Source organism: Spirosoma aerophilum, from assembly GCF_054782495.1.
In genome coordinates, this window is sequence record NZ_BAAGSJ010000013.1 from 2,272,732 (window position 1) to 2,290,683 (window position 17,952).

18 protein-coding genes are annotated in these 17,952 nt (G+C 49.0%); 6 read left to right on the forward strand and 12 right to left on the reverse strand.

Features of this window, described 5'->3' with window-relative positions; genetic code table 11:
• Nucleotides 1–9: 9 nt before the first annotated feature.
• The gene (locus tag ACYVK4_RS20825) at nucleotides 10–1,635 is read right to left on the reverse strand and encodes a carboxylesterase/lipase family protein (RefSeq protein ID WP_461129449.1); all 1,626 of its coding nucleotides are present in this window, start codon (nucleotides 1,633–1,635) and stop codon (nucleotides 10–12) included.
• A 170-nt stretch (nucleotides 1,636–1,805) separates the two neighbouring features.
• On the opposite strand from ACYVK4_RS20825, the gene ACYVK4_RS20830 reads away from it, so the two are divergent.
• Together ACYVK4_RS20830 and ACYVK4_RS20835 are read left to right on the forward strand one after the other, a co-directional pair.
• The gene (locus ACYVK4_RS20830) at nucleotides 1,806–2,552 is read left to right on the forward strand and encodes an NUDIX hydrolase (RefSeq protein ID WP_461129450.1); all 747 of its coding nucleotides are present in this window, start codon (nucleotides 1,806–1,808) and stop codon (nucleotides 2,550–2,552) included.
• A 19-nt stretch (nucleotides 2,553–2,571) separates the two neighbouring features.
• Entirely contained in the window at nucleotides 2,572–3,387 is an 816-nt protein-coding gene (locus ACYVK4_RS20835) for a hypothetical protein (RefSeq protein ID WP_461129451.1), read from the forward strand.
• A 130-nt stretch (nucleotides 3,388–3,517) separates the two neighbouring features.
• Here the strand turns inward: ACYVK4_RS20835 and ACYVK4_RS20840 are convergent, their stop codons facing one another.
• From ACYVK4_RS20840 to ACYVK4_RS20855, 4 genes are all read right to left on the reverse strand, one after another.
• Nucleotides 3,518–3,904, reverse strand: a complete 387-nt coding sequence (locus ACYVK4_RS20840) for a hypothetical protein (protein ID WP_461129452.1) — start codon at nucleotides 3,902–3,904, stop codon at nucleotides 3,518–3,520.
• A 212-nt stretch (nucleotides 3,905–4,116) separates the two neighbouring features.
• On the reverse strand, nucleotides 4,117–4,647 hold the full coding sequence (locus ACYVK4_RS20845) for a hypothetical protein (protein ID WP_461129453.1): 531 nt from the start codon (nucleotides 4,645–4,647) through the stop codon (nucleotides 4,117–4,119).
• Between the two features lie 768 nt (nucleotides 4,648–5,415).
• Nucleotides 5,416–6,366, reverse strand: a complete 951-nt coding sequence (locus ACYVK4_RS20850; protein ID WP_461129454.1) for a hypothetical protein — start codon at nucleotides 6,364–6,366, stop codon at nucleotides 5,416–5,418.
• A gap of 138 nt (nucleotides 6,367–6,504) precedes the next feature.
• Nucleotides 6,505–7,446, reverse strand: a complete 942-nt coding sequence (locus ACYVK4_RS20855; protein ID WP_461129455.1) for a LysR substrate-binding domain-containing protein — start codon at nucleotides 7,444–7,446, stop codon at nucleotides 6,505–6,507.
• A 330-nt stretch (nucleotides 7,447–7,776) separates the two neighbouring features.
• Here ACYVK4_RS20855 and hemH point away from each other — a divergent pair, with 330 nt between their 5' ends.
• A complete protein-coding gene (gene hemH / locus ACYVK4_RS20860) occupies nucleotides 7,777–8,838 on the forward strand; it encodes a ferrochelatase (protein ID WP_461129456.1) in 1,062 nt (353 codons plus the stop codon).
• An 824-nt stretch (nucleotides 8,839–9,662) separates the two neighbouring features.
• Here hemH and ACYVK4_RS20865 read toward each other — a convergent pair.
• From ACYVK4_RS20865 to ACYVK4_RS20875, 3 genes are all read right to left on the reverse strand, one after another.
• The gene (locus ACYVK4_RS20865; protein ID WP_461129457.1) at nucleotides 9,663–10,250 is read right to left on the reverse strand and encodes a carboxymuconolactone decarboxylase family protein; all 588 of its coding nucleotides are present in this window, start codon (nucleotides 10,248–10,250) and stop codon (nucleotides 9,663–9,665) included.
• A 101-nt stretch (nucleotides 10,251–10,351) separates the two neighbouring features.
• Nucleotides 10,352–10,906, reverse strand: a complete 555-nt coding sequence (locus ACYVK4_RS20870) for a peroxiredoxin (RefSeq protein ID WP_461129458.1) — start codon at nucleotides 10,904–10,906, stop codon at nucleotides 10,352–10,354.
• Nucleotides 10,907–11,203: 297 nt separating this feature from the next.
• Complete coding sequence (locus ACYVK4_RS20875) at nucleotides 11,204–12,286, reverse strand: hypothetical protein (RefSeq protein ID WP_461129459.1); 1,083 nt, start codon at nucleotides 12,284–12,286, stop codon at nucleotides 11,204–11,206.
• Nucleotides 12,287–12,490: 204 nt separating this feature from the next.
• On the opposite strand from ACYVK4_RS20875, the gene ACYVK4_RS20880 reads away from it, so the two are divergent.
• Nucleotides 12,491–13,384, forward strand: a complete 894-nt coding sequence (locus ACYVK4_RS20880) for an OmpA family protein (protein ID WP_461129460.1) — start codon at nucleotides 12,491–12,493, stop codon at nucleotides 13,382–13,384.
• Between the two features lie 18 nt (nucleotides 13,385–13,402).
• On the opposite strand, the gene ACYVK4_RS20885 is transcribed toward ACYVK4_RS20880, so the two are convergent.
• The 4 genes from ACYVK4_RS20885 to nadE are packed head-to-tail and all read right to left on the reverse strand — an operon-like array spanning nucleotide 13,403 to nucleotide 17,051.
• Nucleotides 13,403–14,260 carry a DMT family transporter gene (locus ACYVK4_RS20885; RefSeq protein WP_461129461.1) on the reverse strand — a complete coding sequence of 286 codons (858 nt, stop codon included), beginning with the start codon at nucleotides 14,258–14,260 and terminating at the stop codon, nucleotides 13,403–13,405.
• Nucleotides 14,257–14,700 carry a PIN domain-containing protein gene (locus ACYVK4_RS20890; RefSeq protein WP_461129462.1) on the reverse strand — a complete coding sequence of 148 codons (444 nt, stop codon included), beginning with the start codon at nucleotides 14,698–14,700 and terminating at the stop codon, nucleotides 14,257–14,259. Before ACYVK4_RS20890 ends, ACYVK4_RS20885 begins: the two co-directional genes overlap by 4 nt.
• A complete protein-coding gene (locus ACYVK4_RS20895; RefSeq protein ID WP_461129463.1) occupies nucleotides 14,697–14,927 on the reverse strand; it encodes a hypothetical protein in 231 nt (76 codons plus the stop codon). The genes ACYVK4_RS20890 and ACYVK4_RS20895 overlap by 4 nt, the downstream gene beginning before the upstream one ends.
• A gap of 27 nt (nucleotides 14,928–14,954) precedes the next feature.
• Nucleotides 14,955–17,051: an NAD(+) synthase gene (nadE, locus tag ACYVK4_RS20900; RefSeq protein ID WP_461129464.1), complete on the reverse strand. Its 2,097-nt coding sequence runs from the start codon at nucleotides 17,049–17,051 to the stop codon at nucleotides 14,955–14,957.
• A gap of 187 nt (nucleotides 17,052–17,238) precedes the next feature.
• Here nadE and ACYVK4_RS20905 point away from each other — a divergent pair, with 187 nt between their 5' ends.
• Nucleotides 17,239–17,466 (forward strand): DUF433 domain-containing protein, encoded by a 228-nt coding sequence (locus ACYVK4_RS20905; protein ID WP_461129465.1) that lies wholly within the window; start codon nucleotides 17,239–17,241, stop codon nucleotides 17,464–17,466.
• 7 nt (nucleotides 17,467–17,473) lie between these two features.
• Nucleotides 17,474–17,785: a DUF5615 family PIN-like protein gene (locus ACYVK4_RS20910; protein ID WP_461129466.1), complete on the forward strand. Its 312-nt coding sequence runs from the start codon at nucleotides 17,474–17,476 to the stop codon at nucleotides 17,783–17,785.
• Nucleotides 17,786–17,952 lie beyond the last annotated feature (167 nt).

The following is a 17,952-nucleotide window of genomic DNA, read 5'->3' on the forward strand; positions in this document are numbered from 1 at the left end:
ACTACTTATCTATTGCTTACTAATCAATGGGTCCAGGAACAGGTAACGGGCCCGATTCTTCTCGGTTTCGAGACGGGTATTCACGTCGATGTGCATATACTGCACGCTGTTGCCCGTGTTGGCCGCTGTCCATTTTGGTAAGCCCGGCCCGTTGGGATTGGCGGTTTTAATGAAGTTGGCAAAATAGTTCTGCATCACTTCCGAAACCTTATAATCGTCGGGTGTCCAGTCGTACACTTTGTTACTGGCCAGGTTTCCCATGGCATACTCGATTTCGGCGGAGTGGACAGCGCCCGTAGCCGGGGCTATTTTTACCGCATTGGCATCTGTCGATTTCACGACCCCTCCTGCCAAGCCAGGGGTAGCATTACCCATTTCGGGACGCATACCCGGACGTGGACGCGAGTAATAGTAGCGGTAGACAGGCTTACCCCCCGTTTTGCTTTGCATATCGGCCCATTTCCAGGTGCTGTAGGCCAGAAAACGGTCGCTGGCAAGCGCGGTAGCTGATTCCCGAATTTCGTTCTCCGTTGTACCGGGATACAGCTTCATCACCTCATCCGCCCGCTCATTATACAGTTTTTTGAGGGCACTGGCATAATTTTCCGGCGTTAACGATTCTCTTCCCATGACGGCCCGGTAGTTCATCTCTTCAGAGTTCCAGCCAACCAGTAAAGGTACATGCGCCTGTTCACCCGCTTCAAAAATTTCGAGCGGTGCCTTCGGGAAGAAATACCCATCGACAGTCGCGCCAAAACGGGGTGTAGTGGGTTTGGCGGTCTCTTCCAGAAGTTTATCCCCGGGTATGGCCCGTAGTTCGGCTAGTGAATTAACGCCAACTGCTTTCGCAAAAGTCGTACCGGATTCCTCACCTTTAGCCAGCGGCACCGGCGGCAAGCCACCCAGCAATGAACCACTCTCACCAATGGCACCGGCGATCAGGTTCTTCGACAAAGGCGATACCATCAAGCCACTCACCGCAATCGACCCGGCCGACTCACCGGCAATCGTAACCCGCTTGGGATCTCCGCCAAAAGCAGCTATGTTCTGCTGAACCCAACGCAGGGCCGCAGCCATGTCCAGGTAAGCGTAGTTGCCCGACGAATGATTAGGGGACTCTTTGGTGAGATCGGGGTGTGCCATGAAGCCAAACACGCCAAGCCGATAGTTTACGGTTAGGGCTACAATACCTTTTTTCGCCATGCTCTCGCCGTCGTAGCGCGCTTCGGAGCCATCGCCCGCCATAAAACCACCGCCGTAGAAGTAAACCAACACGGGCAGTTTCTCATTGGCCGACTTGGCCGGTGTCCATACGTTCAGGTACAGGCAGTCTTCACTCATGCCATTCGAGCGAAAACCCATATCGCCAAAAATAGCCCGTTGCATGGCCCGTGGACCAAACTTATCAGCCTTACGAACGCCCTGCCAGTTTTTAACGGGCTGTGGTTCTTTCCAGCGTAGGTCACCAACGGGGGGCTGTGCAAAGGGGACGCCCTTAAAAGCGCGTATGCCGCTGGGCTCAACAACGCCCTCCACAATACCGTTGGCCGTTTTAGCCTGCGGGGCTGGGGTCTGAGCCAGTGTCGATTGAGCCAGCGGAGCCGTCAACAGCGACAGGAGTAACAGGGTTTTCATAGTGTTTGGTCTAGTTATTGGTAAACATGCGAATCATTGAACGCCATACAGGTTCAAATCAGCCAACATAATAATGAATTGCTTCTATTATTGTCACAACTTGATACAATAATAACCGCTTTGGTTGAGACGGCCAAAAATTTTGTTACTTGCGGCTAAATTTTGATGGCATGAACGAGCAAATACACCCGGAAGAAAACGAACCAAACGGCGAAGATTTTTTACCCGGTCTGGCTATCGACGCGGTTATTTTCGGGTTTCATCAGAATCAACTGAAAATTCTTCTGCTGGAATATCGCAACACGGGACTAATGGCATTGCCGGGTGGGTTCATCCACAAAACGGAGAACCTGAATGATGCCGCCCGGCGAATTTTATCGGAGCGAACAGGGCTTCGGGATATTTATCTGGAGCAGTTTTATGTCTTCGGCGACCTCGACCGCTACGACCCTACCCCGATGCGGACCATTATGCTGGCAAAAGGCATTACGCCTGTAGCGAATCACTGGCTGCTGGGCCGATTTGTTTCGGTGGGGTATTATGCGCTGGTCGATTCAACAAAAGTGGTTCCCATTCCGGATTCGTTATCCGATAGCTGCGGCTGGTACGATCTCACGAACCTCCCCCCGCTGATGCAGGACCATCAGGCCATTGTTCAGAAAGCACTGGACACCCTGCGAACTGACCTTGACCGGAAACTGATCGGCTTCAATCTATTGCCGGAAACGTTTACCATGGCCGACTTACAGCGCGTTTATGAAACGATTCTGGATCAGAAACTTCACCGATCCGGTTTCCAGCGAAAGATGCTTAGCTTAGGTATTTTGGAGCGTCTGGATAAACAATACAGTGGTGGTGCGCATAAAGCCCCTTATCTGTATAGGTTTGTATCTACAAAACCAGCAACGATCGCTTAACCCGATTATTGATTACTTCATGCGTGGAAACGTGTTTGTCCGTTATAGCTTATTTCTGTTTGTTGGACTACCCATTGGTTTTCTACTCCTGTATCCGCAACTACTCCGGTGTACACGCGTTCGTTCATCAGCAGATTTTCGTTTGCTCAGCGGCACAAATAATGTGTACATCAGCCGAGTTACCACCACCCGGCAACAAACGCGTCTCCAGCAGCACCGGCGAACAGCTAACGACCGTATTCAGAAATTCTGGGGTAACCGGGAGGGAAAAGCCATTGTGATCTACTGCCCGGAGCAGGACGACTATGAACAATACTGCGCCGGGGGCGAGGGAGCCGGTTGCAGCGTTGGCACCCCCTGGGGAACGTCGTACCTGATCCTGGGACCGGAAGGCAATAACACCGACGTGATTGCCCATGAACTTTGCCACGACGAACTATTTGCCCGACTGGGCTGGTGGCGGGTAAAACGCCAGATTCCGCAATGGTTCAACGAAGGACTGGCTCTAATGGTCGACTACCGCTTCAGCAGCCCAACGGTTTGGGAGCAGCCCGATACACTGGACCAATCGCAGCCTGAGGCAAAAACCATTGTCCCCTTTCCGCAACGCCCCATGCTGAAACTGTCCGAGTTGGAAAGCACCCGCGATTTTTTTGGGGGCGATTATATGCACACCATGCTGGCCTACCAGACAGCCGCCGACGAACTTACCCGCTGGCTCAGCATTGTCGGGCACAAGGGCGTTGCGACCTTAACGGATGAGGTTGAAGCGGGAAAGGACTTCCAAACGGTGTACCTTCAGCTCGAACGGGCAAAACGACGGAGCAAACGCTGACAAGGCTATGCTGGAACCTGCACCAGACATACTCGCTACCATTTGGTCAAGTTTCTATTCTGGAGAAGTACTAAAGGCAGAGGCCAACATGAATGCACTACTTTATCCGCGTTTTAACTTATTCGACGGGTTACTCCATCTCACGGAAGATAATAGTAAACGGAATCGATTCAATACCTAGTTCACGACTTTTTGCCTTGAATTCATGTAGAGATAATGGACCATAATAATTGTCATCCAGGGCCTGAGAAATAGCCTGTTTCAATGGGATAATAAAATAGTTAGTTACCGATTTATCCAGCTTTCCAACCTCATCGAGGGGGTGTTGTTTAGCAATGATAAACTGATCGTTTTGGCCCACGGCAAAAACAGTAGCCTCAATTACTCCCACGCCAGCTTCGCCATCCTGAACACTAATGCTCATTTCTTCATATTCATCAAAAGCATCCAGATAATACGGCCCGTTCAATTTCTTTTCATAAGCTGGCGGACCGTCATTAATACATGACGCCAGCATACAGGAGATTAGTATAGAAATGGCTGTAGGCCTAATCTTCATTACTTCTATTCTTTTTTCTGAATTATATTTTTCTGATTGTTTTCTTCTCTATACGTTGAAACCAACTGCTGCAGAGATTATTTAATATCTCATTTGTGGTGTAAAAATTCAATTATTTTTAGGTAATCAGCCTCGATGCTAAAAAAGATCAGTTAAAATTACGCCTGTTACTAAAACAGAACTACTTGTCTACTCGCTGGTGCTTTACCACTAAGCGGCCTTAGGCTCCTATACATATCACTGTGTCCCAAGACGCGTATTTCGTTTAAAACAAGGCTGTTATCCAAATACTGATCGGGCAGGGTATTCGTGGGCACTAGTGGCTTACTGCTCTCACTATAGTTGATATAAACGAAGGCGACCGGCAAAATGTAGCTTCCTTTGTAACGGGGAGTTAATTGAGGAACGTGCTTCAAGCTGTTGATTAATTCATATTCAAAGCCGAGCATTTTGGCGTATTTAGGGCTAATCTGTGGATACAAAACAGCTATATTCCGTATGCTACCCGTCGAGTCAATCGAGAATTTTACGTAGAATCTACCATAAACACTTCCCCGAATAGCTGTTACAGGATAATTAAGATGTTCGGTAATGGTGGCTGTAAAAACGGGATCTTCATCAAGCGCATAACCCGTAATCTGAGCGCGAAGTACCTGTCCTGTCAACAGGAAGATAATTATGATCGAATAAAGAATCTTCATGATTGAGGAGTTAAGTAGGAATGGTCTATTCTCGTAAAAATGTCAACTCGTTCGTGGCCCTTCTATTGGTTAATCAATGCCCTGTTTATCGTCCCTGAAAAATACAAATTAACACCAAAAATGCGACAAAAGATTACACGTTCTCATTGCTTGCAGCGGTTAAACACAGCACCTATTTTCTGTCTGATCAATACCAATTTAAGTATCCATCATTAACAACAAACCACCTGTTTCCTGAGCGGCTTTTTACTTGTATCTGAAAAGTCTAGTGTAGAAAAGTGCTCCAGTACGATATACCTTCGAACGGGCCGAACGACGCAGCAGACGCTAACCGCAGGAAAGACGGCTACAGCTATGAATGCATGGTTGCGTCCATCAAATGGGCTGAGCAGGAAACCAGAAGCGAGTTAACTACTAAACACAATCAGGTTCAATATTAATAGTATCTGCCACGACGAGACCTCGACAAAATAATGTGAATTATGGATGATTGACCTTTTAATTTTTTGTCATCCCCGCCAAAGGATCAAGCCGTCGGAGCGGGGGTCTTCAGTACGTTAAAGTAACTTTGTCTTACCTGAAGCAGAACTACGGATAATTGCACCAGCCACGCACGCCACTTACACACTTACCGACACTCCCCATTCGCGTCATGCGTTGACTACTCTGAAGACTTCCTCCCATGATCCTACCCCAGGTAAATGGACAACAGCCTGTAGGTACCTAACTCAACTCCACGAGTCACGTTAAGCGGTAATATCCTGTTCATCAATAATAGTAACGGGTGAGATATTTGATCTCTCTGTCAGGGGCATTATTTGTGCGCAGATACTCTACCTGAGCCACGAGCCTTCCCTGGGCATCATATTCGTTGGAATACGTGAATTCATACCGATCGACGCTGCTGAGATAGGTACGGGTTAGCGTTTTTTTCAACAGGGCATTCCGGCTGGTTTCTCCCTCGAAGGTGTACATTGCTGGCGCACCTACCCGATTCAAGTCATATTCGTAGTCAGTCGTTTCATAAACCTTGTTGGCAGGCCCATAATACTCTAACAGCATTAAAATCGTTTGCACTACGTTACCATCCTTTACGGTAGAATGTTCCTCATCCACTAGCGGCTTAAGCCCAGCCGTATACAATGTTCTGCGTCTGTAGGACAAAATACCCTCAGGAGAGTAGGTTCGTAACGTCTCAACTAACTGAAGCGCTCCCAACGAATTGCGCGTTTGCTTAAACTCAATCCGTCGTAAGTCGGAGTCGAGCCCAATAACCGGTTTTAAATTAATACCCTCTTCGCTCAGCTCAGTAAGCCGTCGGTTTTGATAAGTAAACGTGGACTGGCTCTTGTACTGGTATGGCGGAAACTTCATGGTCGGATACGCACTGCCCTGAGAGGTTTTCTGAATTTCCAGGCGGAGTAACCGATCTTGTTGATCGTAGGTAAACCGGGTACTGTCTATACTGCTCACGTAATAGGTTTTGCCAGTTATTGTAAGCGTATCCAGGGGAATGTTGGCGCCCAATGGCCCTTCGTTAAGCAGAAGAACAGTTTTTGCTGAAACCCGGTGCGTAGGCGTAGTGATCGGAAGGAGTTCCGTTTTGGGCGACCGGCAGGCAGACAGCCAGAGAATAAGTCCTGTACCAATGAGCCAATTCCATCTGCGTAAACTAGTTATCCTTTTGTTGAGTAGATGGCACAGTTCTGATAAGTTCATGAGTGTATAATCAACTAATCGTATGTAAATAATATCAATTTCGCTAAAAGTAACACGGATTTTTTGAACCTTACTATCAGCGTTTACTTTCTTAGTTGAGGGTAAACCACCGTCTATACTCACCTGAATTCGTACTGTCTAGCGCACATTGATGACCGCACCGGGCGTTGTTGTGCCTAACAGCGCAGCGGGTAAATGCACCATAATTTCCTGTTTGAGCGCGTTAATGAGCTGCCGCTTCAGGTAGCTGCGGTGCGTTACCAAACTCACTTCCCGCACGGGTGACGGTGCTTCGAAGGCACGAAGCCTGGCCCGCCGGGCAACGTCCATATCGAGGGTGGCGAGGTAGGGCAACAACGTGAAGCCACCCTGCTTATCAATCAGTTTAATGAGCGTTTCGAGGGAGCCCGTTTCGTATCGCAACGCCGTGGTGCAGTTCGGCTGCCGATCGGCCCCGCATAGATTCAGGACCTGGCTCCGAAAACAGTGTCCCTCCGTCAAAAGCCAAAGCCCGTCGGTTTGCAGGTCGGTGGGCGAAACCGTCTTTTTCTTTAGTAATGGATTTTCTTCAGAAGCATAGGCGACGAAAGGTTCTTCAAACAAGGGGAACTCAGCAATGCCATTCTCGGTCAGGGGCGTAACCACCACGCCAACATCAATCAACCCATGCCGTAGTTTTTCAATAACCTGCTCCGTTACCAGTTCCTGAATATGCACCGACACCGCGGGGTACTTACGCACGAACTCACCAATAAAATAAGGCAAAAGATAAGGCGCCAGCGTTGGTATAATGCCAATCCGGAAATCGCCCCGAAAATCCTCTTTCGACTCGCTCACAATTTCGGGTATACGGCGGGCCGCCCGGAGCACATCCCGGGCCTGGGTCAAAATTGCCTGGCCGGTCTCTGTGGGCACCACGGGCTGCTTGGACCGGTCAAACACCAAAACGCCCAGCTCATCTTCCAGCTTTTGAATTTGCATGCTCAGCGTTGGCTGCGTTACATGACAGGCTTCGGCCGCCGTCGCAAAATGCCGGTAGGTATCAACAGCAACAATATAATCGAGTTGAGAGAGGGTCATTGTGAAGAAAGTTAGTAAGTCAGTAAGTTGATAAGTCGGTAAGTGGCTGACGCCAGAATATTGCTTTCGCGCCAGTCCGTTGGTACGAAAGCGATTTACTGACTTATCAACCTAATGACTTACCAACTTAGGCGAAGCCACTTACTAACTTGGGCGAAGCCGCTTACCGACTATAAACAAAATCTATACAAATCTAAATCCCATAAATCAAAACGAATCCATCCATGTCGTATTTTTGTGGGTAGAATACATTGCTCAGCCGGCTTGAATGCAGTTTTTTTAGACAAACGAAGCTGCAACTTACTCGTTATCATTACTGTTTTCCTGAACATGGACGTCTCTGTTTTACAATCACCCGCTTCTGTCAAAAAAGTTTATGGCAAAACGGGCGTTTTACTGGTCAATCTGGGTACACCCGATAGCCCTGCTGTGCCCGATGTGCGCAAATACCTACGGGAGTTTTTGATGGATGGACGCGTGATCGACATCCCGGCGCTTCCCCGCTCACTGCTCGTAAATGGTATTATCGCACCATTTCGGGCACCCAAGTCCGCCAAAGTGTATAAAGAACTCTGGACGGAAACAGGATCACCGCTCAAATATTACGGGCATGTGGTGGAACGGGAATTGCAAACAGTGTTGGGTGATGAGTACGTCGTCAAATTAGCCATGCGCTACCAAAGCCCCAGTATCGACGCGGGTTTAGCGGATTTCCAGAAGTTGGGGCTGACGGATATTATTATTATTCCCTTCTTTCCGCAATATGCCTCCGCATCGACCGGCTCGGTTTACGAAAAGGTCATGGACATTGTGAAAGCCTGGCAGGTGATCCCATCCATTCGGTTTATCAATCGCTTTCTGGAGCACCCTAAATTCATTGAGGGGTTTGCGCAGATTGGCCGGAAGTACATGGCCGCCTATGACTACGACCATTTTCTGTTCAGCTACCACGGACTGCCCGAACGGCAAATCCGCAAAGGTGATGTAACAAAGAGCGTTTGTAAACTGGGCGAATGTTGCGGATCACTTCAGGCCCTGAACCAGCATTGCTATCGCGCACAGTGCTTCGAGACCACACGCCTGCTGGTCAAGGCGCTCAACATTCCCGAGGGAAAATACACCACCTGCTTTCAGTCGCGGCTGGGTAGCGACCCCTGGATTAAGCCGTATACAGACGATATTATCAAAGCCCTACCCGGTCAGGGAATCAAGAGTGTGCTGGCGTTCTCTCCCGCATTTGTAGCCGATTGCCTCGAAACAACCATTGAGGTAGGTGTTGAATACAAAGAGTTATTTGAGGAAGCCGGTGGTCAGCACTGGCAGTTGGTCGAGAGCCTGAACGACAGCCCGCTCTGGATAGAAACCCTCGTCGATCTGGTCAAGACGGCATAAAAAGCCTCCCGTGCTCTGATAGATCCAAGGTATTGAAAGACTGAAAGCCCGCTTCTCGATGAGAGAATGCGGGCTTTCTATTACGGCAGATACAGTACTGAAAGAATTAAATTCACGTATAACCAAATGCCTGTACACGTTTACGGTATATTCAAAACGCTATCTGGTGAACCTTACTTATCAACACTGCATTGCCAGCCTTTTCTTTCCCTGTTTAACGATAGGCTAACAAGATTGTTTTCTTTTTCATTACCGATTAGCCACTAATTTGTCTTTAGGGCCAAATCGGTGTACTGTATTTTTAGCAGGCTTCCGCGTTCTAAGATACTCATATACAACACCAGGATCGTTCTCACTCATACCGCTAACAGGCGGCAAACATCGTGATGTATTTCCTATAAGCGACCCGATCGGTGGTGTCGGGTCGTTTCCCCCCTTATTATCCGCCGACATGGTATTGATAATAAAGCTCATCGGAGAATCCGACTCTGCCGCTGGCACCTTGTTCTCAATCGGTTTCAGCATTCGTACATACGCAATGATATCAAGGATATCATTGCGTCCGTTTGGGCACAACTCATATAGGGCATTACCGGGAATAACGCGTGTCTATTCCGGCTGACACCCGCTGTAATAGCGTAGTGGAGGAAAAATTGTGCGGATAAGTTTAAAACAACTCTACGACCTTTCCTATTAACATACATTTTCGGGGAAACGCTCTACTGACAGGTAGTAAAAAAGCTCGTTCAGGCACCCTAATGATGCCTAAACGAGCTTTACTTATTTCTTGTAAAATACCTGACGGCTACCCTCTACACAAACGCTTACAGTACGGTGATCAGTCCTTTAATCACTGACGCCAACCGAATCGCGTCGAAGATACGGGCTTCGGTAGCGCCATGCTTCAGTACGCTCTCTTCGTGCGACCGGACGCACAGCTCACAGCCATTAACTGCCGATACGGCCAGGCTCATCAGTTCAAAAAACTCTTTACCCAGAACCGGATTCATCATGATGCTCATGCGAATTCCGGGCTGTGTTTGCTGATAATAATCTTTGCTGATGAAGTGCCGGAACCGATAGAACACATTGTTTGTACTCAGCAACGATGTACAGGCAATGGTTTCGGCTACCTGCGCATCCGTTGCCCCTTCCTGTTTCACGGCATTCGTCAATGAATCAACCAGCGGCTGATATTTTTCATTGACAGCAACGGATAACGCCAATAATAAAGCTTCTTTTTTTGAGAGCGTCTGGCTGCTGTTCAATACGTTACCAACGTTGATCTTCAGATCACGCAAATAGCGATGGTCGGCCTGCGCCATCGCGTCAAGCGCCGGGTGCTCACCCGCAGCATCCAGTCCTACCAGATTCAGCAGTGATACAACGGTTTCGTTTTGAGTTGTTGTCATAGTCAAAGAGTGAGAGAGTGAAAGAGTGAAAGAGTGAAAGAGTGAAAGAGTGGCTGATTTAGACGCCCGCTCTTTCACTCTTTCATTCTTTCGCCATTAATTTAAGCCGTTAGCGTTTCTTCACCTTTCACCCAGTTGCAAGGGCAAAGCTCGTCGGTTTGCAGTGCGTCCAGCACGCGGATTACTTCGTTTACGTTCCGGCCAACCGACAGGTCGTTGACAGCTACCCACCGAACGATACCCTGTGGATCGACGATGTAGGTTACGCGGTAAGCTACCTTTTCATTCGCTTCCAGAATGCCCAGTTCTTCGGCCAGTGATTTGGAGGTATCAGCCAGCATCGGGAATTTCAGGCCACGCAGATCGTCGTGGTTCTTCCGCCAGGCCAGGTGAACGAACTCACTGTCGGTCGAAGCACCGATAACCATGGTGTCACGATCCTGAAAATCTTCGAATTTGTTGTTGAATTCAGCAATCTCGGTTGGACAAACGAAGGTGAAATCTTTTGGCCACCAGAACATCACCAGCCATTTACCCGAATTCTTGTAGTCGTCAGACGAAACTTCGTAGAACTCATTGCCTTTGTCGAGCGAAACAACAGCTAGTTTCTTGAACTCAGGAAATTCTGAACCAACGGAAATAATATGATTTTTCATGGATTTTATATAGGTTGTATCTCAAACTTAATCTTGATCTGGTACAAATTACGGGATCAATAATCAGACGAGTTATGACTTTTATCTATCAGCCAATAGAGAAAAACTATCTTATATCAGTCAAAAAGATGACTTTCAACCTATTGACTAATCAGGCCATACCTATTCCATCAGAATCTTCTTTAAAGAATAATCTTATTCATTGAAAACATCCAAACTATAATTTTACCGATATACACAAAAAGCCCGACGAACAGCTTAGTTCATCGGGCTTCAGGGCAAAACGCGTTCTTATTCTTAAGCCGCCATGCGCAGGTACGACTCCTCACCGGCTCTGGGTTCTTCCAGCATGGGAGCAATGACCGTGTTCATCCGTTCACGAACGAAGCTTTCCTGCAAGTAAGAAGGCAATTTCGCTACCAGTTGCCGGTAAGCTGGCATGCCAAGTGCCTTGGCAATGTACGCTTCGTGCACAGAGTTCACATGAGCTACGATATTAACCAGACTCTGGTGAAACAGCTTCACATCGATTTCAGAATCGACAAAGCGCTCGATCTCGCGGTTGGTCGATGAGATTCGTAAGCGGCTCAGCATATCAAAGTAGGTGGTATAGCCGATCTGCTTCGCCAACTGCTTGTACTGCTCAATACTGAACTTCTGCAAAATCTCGCCCGTCTTGGGACTACGCAATGCCGTTTTCGGATTTGTCTGGATCGCGTTTCGCAACGCCCGCACCCGCTGATCCCTGGTTGTTTTCAGGAACTGAGCCAACTCCGCCTGTGCCGATGCGGACCGGGAAGGCAACAGCAGATCGGTTTTCGAGGCCACGCTGAATCGCTTCGCCATAGGCAACCGCTGAATCCGATAGCTGTTAATAGGGCCAAGTGCATAATAGCCAATTGAAGCCGGATAATAGCCCCGCACTACCGCGTTACCGATCCGCTTACGAATCAACTCTTCGTTACTAACATTAACACCCTGCACGGCTAAAAATGCACGTGCGCTAAACAGTGCACTGTAATACGCCTGCGGAAAGGTCCAGTGTAATGAGCTTTGCAGATACTGCTCGTCATTGACAACCGGTGTAATGCGCAAAGCATATTCGGCGCTCCAACTGTTCAATAATAATTTCTCCAATGCCTTGCGGCTCTCGTCGGTTGCCCGTCCATAAAACTGCTGGAAGACAGGGAATTTGGCGAGGTCAAAAAGGTCGTTCTGGTGATGGATATGGTAATCCATCGCAAAGAAGTGGTTCAGAAACACCTGCGCCGGAATAGATTTCCGCCAGTTGTCGTCGAGCGGCAAATTGCCCGTCGAAGCCGGTACAAGGGGTGCCTGAGCGTCCTGGGAATGCATCGTCACGTTGGTTTTCTGTGTCATACTTTATTAACGAAAAACAGGTTTTCAACGTTCATTTTACATCAACTTTTTGCCCTAATCAACCATCTGTAAATCAAATAGTTATATCCTTTTTTTTACCTTAAAAAACAGCTCATAAAATAGCCTTTTCTGTATATACCCATCCCCCTAGATTTTGCCTATTTAGACGTACTTTTGTGCCAGGTTTCAACGTTGTTTCATCACATGAAGTGGATAAAGTATGTATTGATTGCCGGGACTATCTCCGTAAGTAACCTGGTCACGTTTACTGCCTCAGGGCAACCTCAACATCAGGTAGCACCCACTGATAACAAGGCTTTGGTAGAGGGATTATTTCTGGACGCCGAAACCAAAAAACCAATTGCTGGTGTCAATCTGACCGCAAAGACCCAGGATGGTCTTGTACGGGCTCAATACACGAGCGGTGCCGACGGTATCTACCAGATCAAACTCGATCCCCGCCAATCCTATGTGCTGACTGCGAAAGCCAATGGCTATGCTCCACTTGATGAGCAGCTTACCTTCACATCGCCCAAAGCCGACCGCATGGACAGGAAGAACGTTCCTATTCTTTTATACCGGGTAACGGCAAAAAGTACCGCTTCAGCGACAACAGCACCCGCCGTAACCCCAGCACCTACCCATACCTCATCGACACGCGTCAGCTCAAACGCAGCGAACGAACGCGTGACACCACCCAAGACGCTCGATGCCAAAGTGGTGTATACACCCCCGCTCGTGGTGGCTCCGGTTGGCAAGACGACCCAATTACAGGCCCTTCAGTTTGTGCAAAGCAAAACCGAGCTGCTGCCCGATGCGCAGGCAGGCCTGGATCAACTGCTACAATTCATGCAGAGCCAACCCACTACCGAAATTGAACTGTCGGGACATACCGATAACCAGGGTGATTTCGACCAGAATCTGTTATTATCGAAACAACGGGTCGATGTCGTGAAGGCCTATCTGGTAAAGAACGGCATAGCGGCCAATCGAATCACCACGCGCGGCTACGGCCCTACGCGCCCCATAGCCAGCAATAATTCGGAAACAACGCGGCAACTGAACCGCCGGGTAGAGATGATTGTGGTGAAGCAGTAATAAGCCCGACCGGCTGTGTTACGTTTTTCGGCCAAGCCATAGACCGCCAATCACCAGGCCGGTGCCGATAACGGTGTAGAGCGTGATGGGTTCGCCCATGAGGAGATACGAGTAGGCAAACCCGAAGATGGGGCAAAGAAATAGCCAGAGCGACGCCCGAATAGCATCCTCCCGAACGAGATAGAACCACAATTGCAAAGCTCCTACGGACACCGGTATGATGAGCCAGAACACCGACGCCCAGAAACGCTGGTCGTAGAGGGCATTGCTGAAATCGGCCGTGAGCAGGGTAAACGGTAAAAGCAGGATACCGCCCAACAGCACCTGCCAGCCATTAATGACCAGACTAGGCAGGCGCCATTCAATGCTGGCGTAGTAAACCGTTGCGGCCGATACAGCAATCATGCCTCCCAGCAGAATCAGTAAACCCTCAACTGTGGCATAACTGTTCTGTAACAGCGGATAGGTAGCCACACCTACGCCCACCAGCCCCAGCAGTAATCCGGCAAGCTGATTCCAGCTTGGCATCTTCCGAAGCCACAGAGCGGACAACAACGCAATGAACAACGGATTGGTAGCGGTCGATAAACTACCAATTCCTGCCGACACCTGCTTGAGTGCCAAAACGAAGGCCCCGAGGTAGATGGTCGTGTTGAGCAGGGCAAAAATGGTCAGTTGCCGCCACTCCACGCCTTTTGGCCAGGCGTTTTTTGTTCGCTGGATACCGTAGGCAAACAGGAGCATACCGCTCCCGGCAATGAAAAACCGAACGGTAGCCAGAATAAGCGGATGTACCGACTGCACACCAAATTTGGTAGCCACAGAAGCCGATGCCCACAGGGCAGCAAAGAGAAGACCGGGAAGGAGTTGTTTCATAACTCCTTCCCACCGGTTAATTGTTCGGCAATAAAATCGTTGAAGAGTTTAATACGCGTGTACCCCTTCGCTTGTAATTCATCGTAAAGCACTTTATCCCGTGTTAACAATGTTGACCCTAACTCTTCGTTCAAGGCAACGTAAGCCACATTTTTTGGGTCAATATCCGCGACAAGTACTTCAGCAGCATGGTAGGCCTCTTCTGAGATGATATAGTCGGGCACGACAATAATCTTCGAAAAAAGAAATAGGGTGAACTCTTTAAGATCGATCCCTTTTACGGCAGACTTTTTCAGAAATACTTTCCGATACTCATTTAATTCTGCCAATACAAAATCAGGGGTGTAGAACAGATGTTCACCAAACATAGCCCGGTAGATGGGCTTTTGACTAATGACTCCACTAAACAAAATGTTGGCATCCAGCACATATTGCCTCATAAAGCCGACTTCCGTTTTTGCTGGTATTCTTCATAGGCTTTCTGTCGAGCGGCATCAAATTCATCCTTCCAGTCAACGTCTGTAGCCTCACGCATAGCTGAGACAATTTTATTTTCCAGAAGCTTAAAACGTTGGTACGCCAATTCGTCTTCCAACGCCTTTTTGACCGCTCCAAGGCCCAGCTGCTGCACAAGATCGTCCTGTATCTCTAATTGAATTGTTGTCATAGCCTAGCTAATTTATGCCCTTTTTGCCTAAAACCCAATTTTGCCTCGGCGTCCACCAGACTTCTGCTCATTGGCCTGACGTGACCCGGCCCAGTCACGCATCTCGGCCAGTTCTTTCTCGAAACCGCCCGACAGGATCGGGAAGCGGCACCAGGAACGGGGGTCGAGGTTATGATCGTCGAGGTGGAACGAAGGGGCATAGCGTTCGCGCTTCCACTGGTTGCGGCTCCAGAGCTTGAAGAACCGCTCTACCCACAGCAGTAACTTCTCACGGTCGTGGCTAGCATAGCGCACTTCCATCAGTTTCAGTACTTCCACCGGGGGTTGCTTGTCGCGGATGGCCGACTCCTCGATGGAATTAAGCACATCGTAGGGCATCAGGTCGTCTTCGTCGGTCTGCTTTTTGTCTTGCGGGCGCAGTTCGGCGGTGGGTTGCAGGTTATTGACGGCGTTCAACCCTTTTACTTTAATCAACTCATCGGGAGTCGTGGGACTACTGGCCAAGCTGGTGCGGTCGGTAGGTTCGGGGGCGTTCTTGACGTTCAGGCCAACCGTTTCGAGCCAGCGCAGCCAGCCCCGCAAAAAATGCTTATCGATACCCGTTATGGGTGAAATACTGCCCGCCGTATCGCCGTCCATCGTCGCGTAGCCAACGGCGGCTTCGGAGCGGTTCGAGGTGGTGAGCAACAGGGCATTATTGATATTGGCCAGCATCCAGATACTCGGAGCCCGCACCCGCGCCTGAATGTTCTGTAACGCCAAATCGTCGGTATCCCACGATAGTTTGCGTCCTAACTGCTCTTCAATCAGGCCTGTGTAGGTTTCGACCAGCCCATTGATATTGATATTCAAAAACTTAGCACCAATGTCTTCGGCCAGCTCTTTCGCCGAGTTGTAGGTATCGTCTGACGAATTCTGGGTTCCCTGATACATCACGGTCAGCAGTTTCCCGATCACCTCTTCGGGCGTTTGACAGTCCTGAATGGCCTTGATGTAGCTGAGTTTTTTCTTGACCCCGTCCATGCCGATATTCTCCACCGCCATCCGAATCATCAGAAAAACGAGAGCCGCAATGGCCGACGAATCCGCGCCCCCGCTCAGCGACAGCACATACCCCTGCGACCGGCTCTTCCGCAGGTAATCGAACAGGCCGAGGGCAACGGCCCGCGCAAACTCTTCTTCTTTCAGATAGCCGCCCCGCTCCCAGCCTTCCAGCTGAGCTTTTTGAATAACGGGCGCAATCTCGGGCCAATCGAAGCGGTCCGTGACGCGCAGATTCGGATAGGCCAGGGCAATATTGGCCCGGTTCTGGGTCTGGTTCAGGCGCGTGGCTTCAATATCGATCACGGCCGGAACAATAACGTGATCTTCATAACTCAACCGTGGACCGGACACCAGCAATTCGCCGTTCGAGGCCACCATCGCATCGCCGTCGAAAATAATCCGGCCCGACTCGTTCCCCAGCATGTTGGAGTACACGTAGCTAACCCCAAACGCCCGCGATGCATCGACCACGAACCGTTCCCGCACCTGCGACTTCAAAAACGCGAAGTGACTGGCCGTTGGGTTCAGGATGATGTCGATCCCCCGCTCGTACAGGATACGTCCCGGACGACTGGCTACCCAGGCATCTTCACAGATTTCGAAACCAATCCGAACACCGGACAGGTCATAGACGACATCACCAAACGGGTACGTAAACTCGCCAATTTTGATCTCGTCGCGAACGTAAGCGGGCCAGGGCTGGAACCAGCGCGTTTCGTAATGGACGCCGTTGTTGGCCAAGTATTGTTTGGCCGTAAAACCCAGAATCCGCTTGTTGGCGATCAGACAGGCCGTGTCGAACGTGCGGTTATTATGGCGCAGGGGCAGGCCCACGGCCACAGCAATATCATTCGTATGCTCAACAATTTCCAGAAGTGAGGCAATGGACTGGTCGATGGTATTCTGGGCAAAAAACGCATCTTCGCAGCCATAGCCCGAAATACAGAATTCGGGCAGACACAGTAGACTAACATCCTGCTGTTTGGCTTCTTCGATGGCGTTAATGATATTTTGCTTGTTGTGCTCCCAGGCAAGCGGGATTTGATTCAGAACACCAGCGGCTACTTTAAGAAGTTTCATCTAGTCAATGAGTGATTGATTGAATGAGTGAATGAGCGAATGAACTCAAACCTCATCGTTGAATTAGGTAATATGCTGTAAGGATAACAAAGATTGGTGGTAAATGGGTTTAGTTGGTTACAGATTGACTTAACAATTCGAAAGTTAGCGGCTGACCTATGGGTGATAAGTATTACTATCTTTGGGTATGTTTAACTATCAGGAATATATTAGTCTGAATTCCGGAATTCGTTTCGGCAAGCCCTGTATCAAAGGCACTCGTATTACTGTACAGGACATCCTAAGCTGGCTGGCGTCGGGTATGTCGAATGACGAAATCCTGGATGACTTTCCAGAACTAACGCTTGAGCACATCCGGGCAGCGTTAGCCTTTGCCGCTGATAGCGAACGTCGTACCCGTTTGCTGGCTGCTTGATGCAAATTTGTCTTATCGCTTAGTAAAGAAATTAGCGATTCTATTTCCCGATTGTTTACACGTTACCCGAACAGGCCTGCCGATCCCTGCTGAGGACATTGCCATCTGGCAGTGGGCACAAACGAACAAACGAATCATCGTCACGAACGATGATGACTTCTACAATCTGGCCAATACCTTCGGTTTCCCACCAAAGGTTGTTCTCTTGCGAATGGGCAACCAGTCGTCAGAAAGTGTCTTAAAAATCCTACAAAAGCACATTGACGATATCGTAAAACTGGCTTATTCAGACGAATACGGCATGCTGGAGTTATTCTAACTGTGCCTTGCTGCCTTAGTAATGTCTTTTGATTACTATTCAAAAAGCTCTGTTTAACGAAGCACCTCCAGCGTCGAATCTATTCATCATCGACTTAGCACCGAGAAAGTGCTTAAATGATGCCAAATTATTTCCAGGCTACATAGCTGCACCTGTTGGTCTAAACG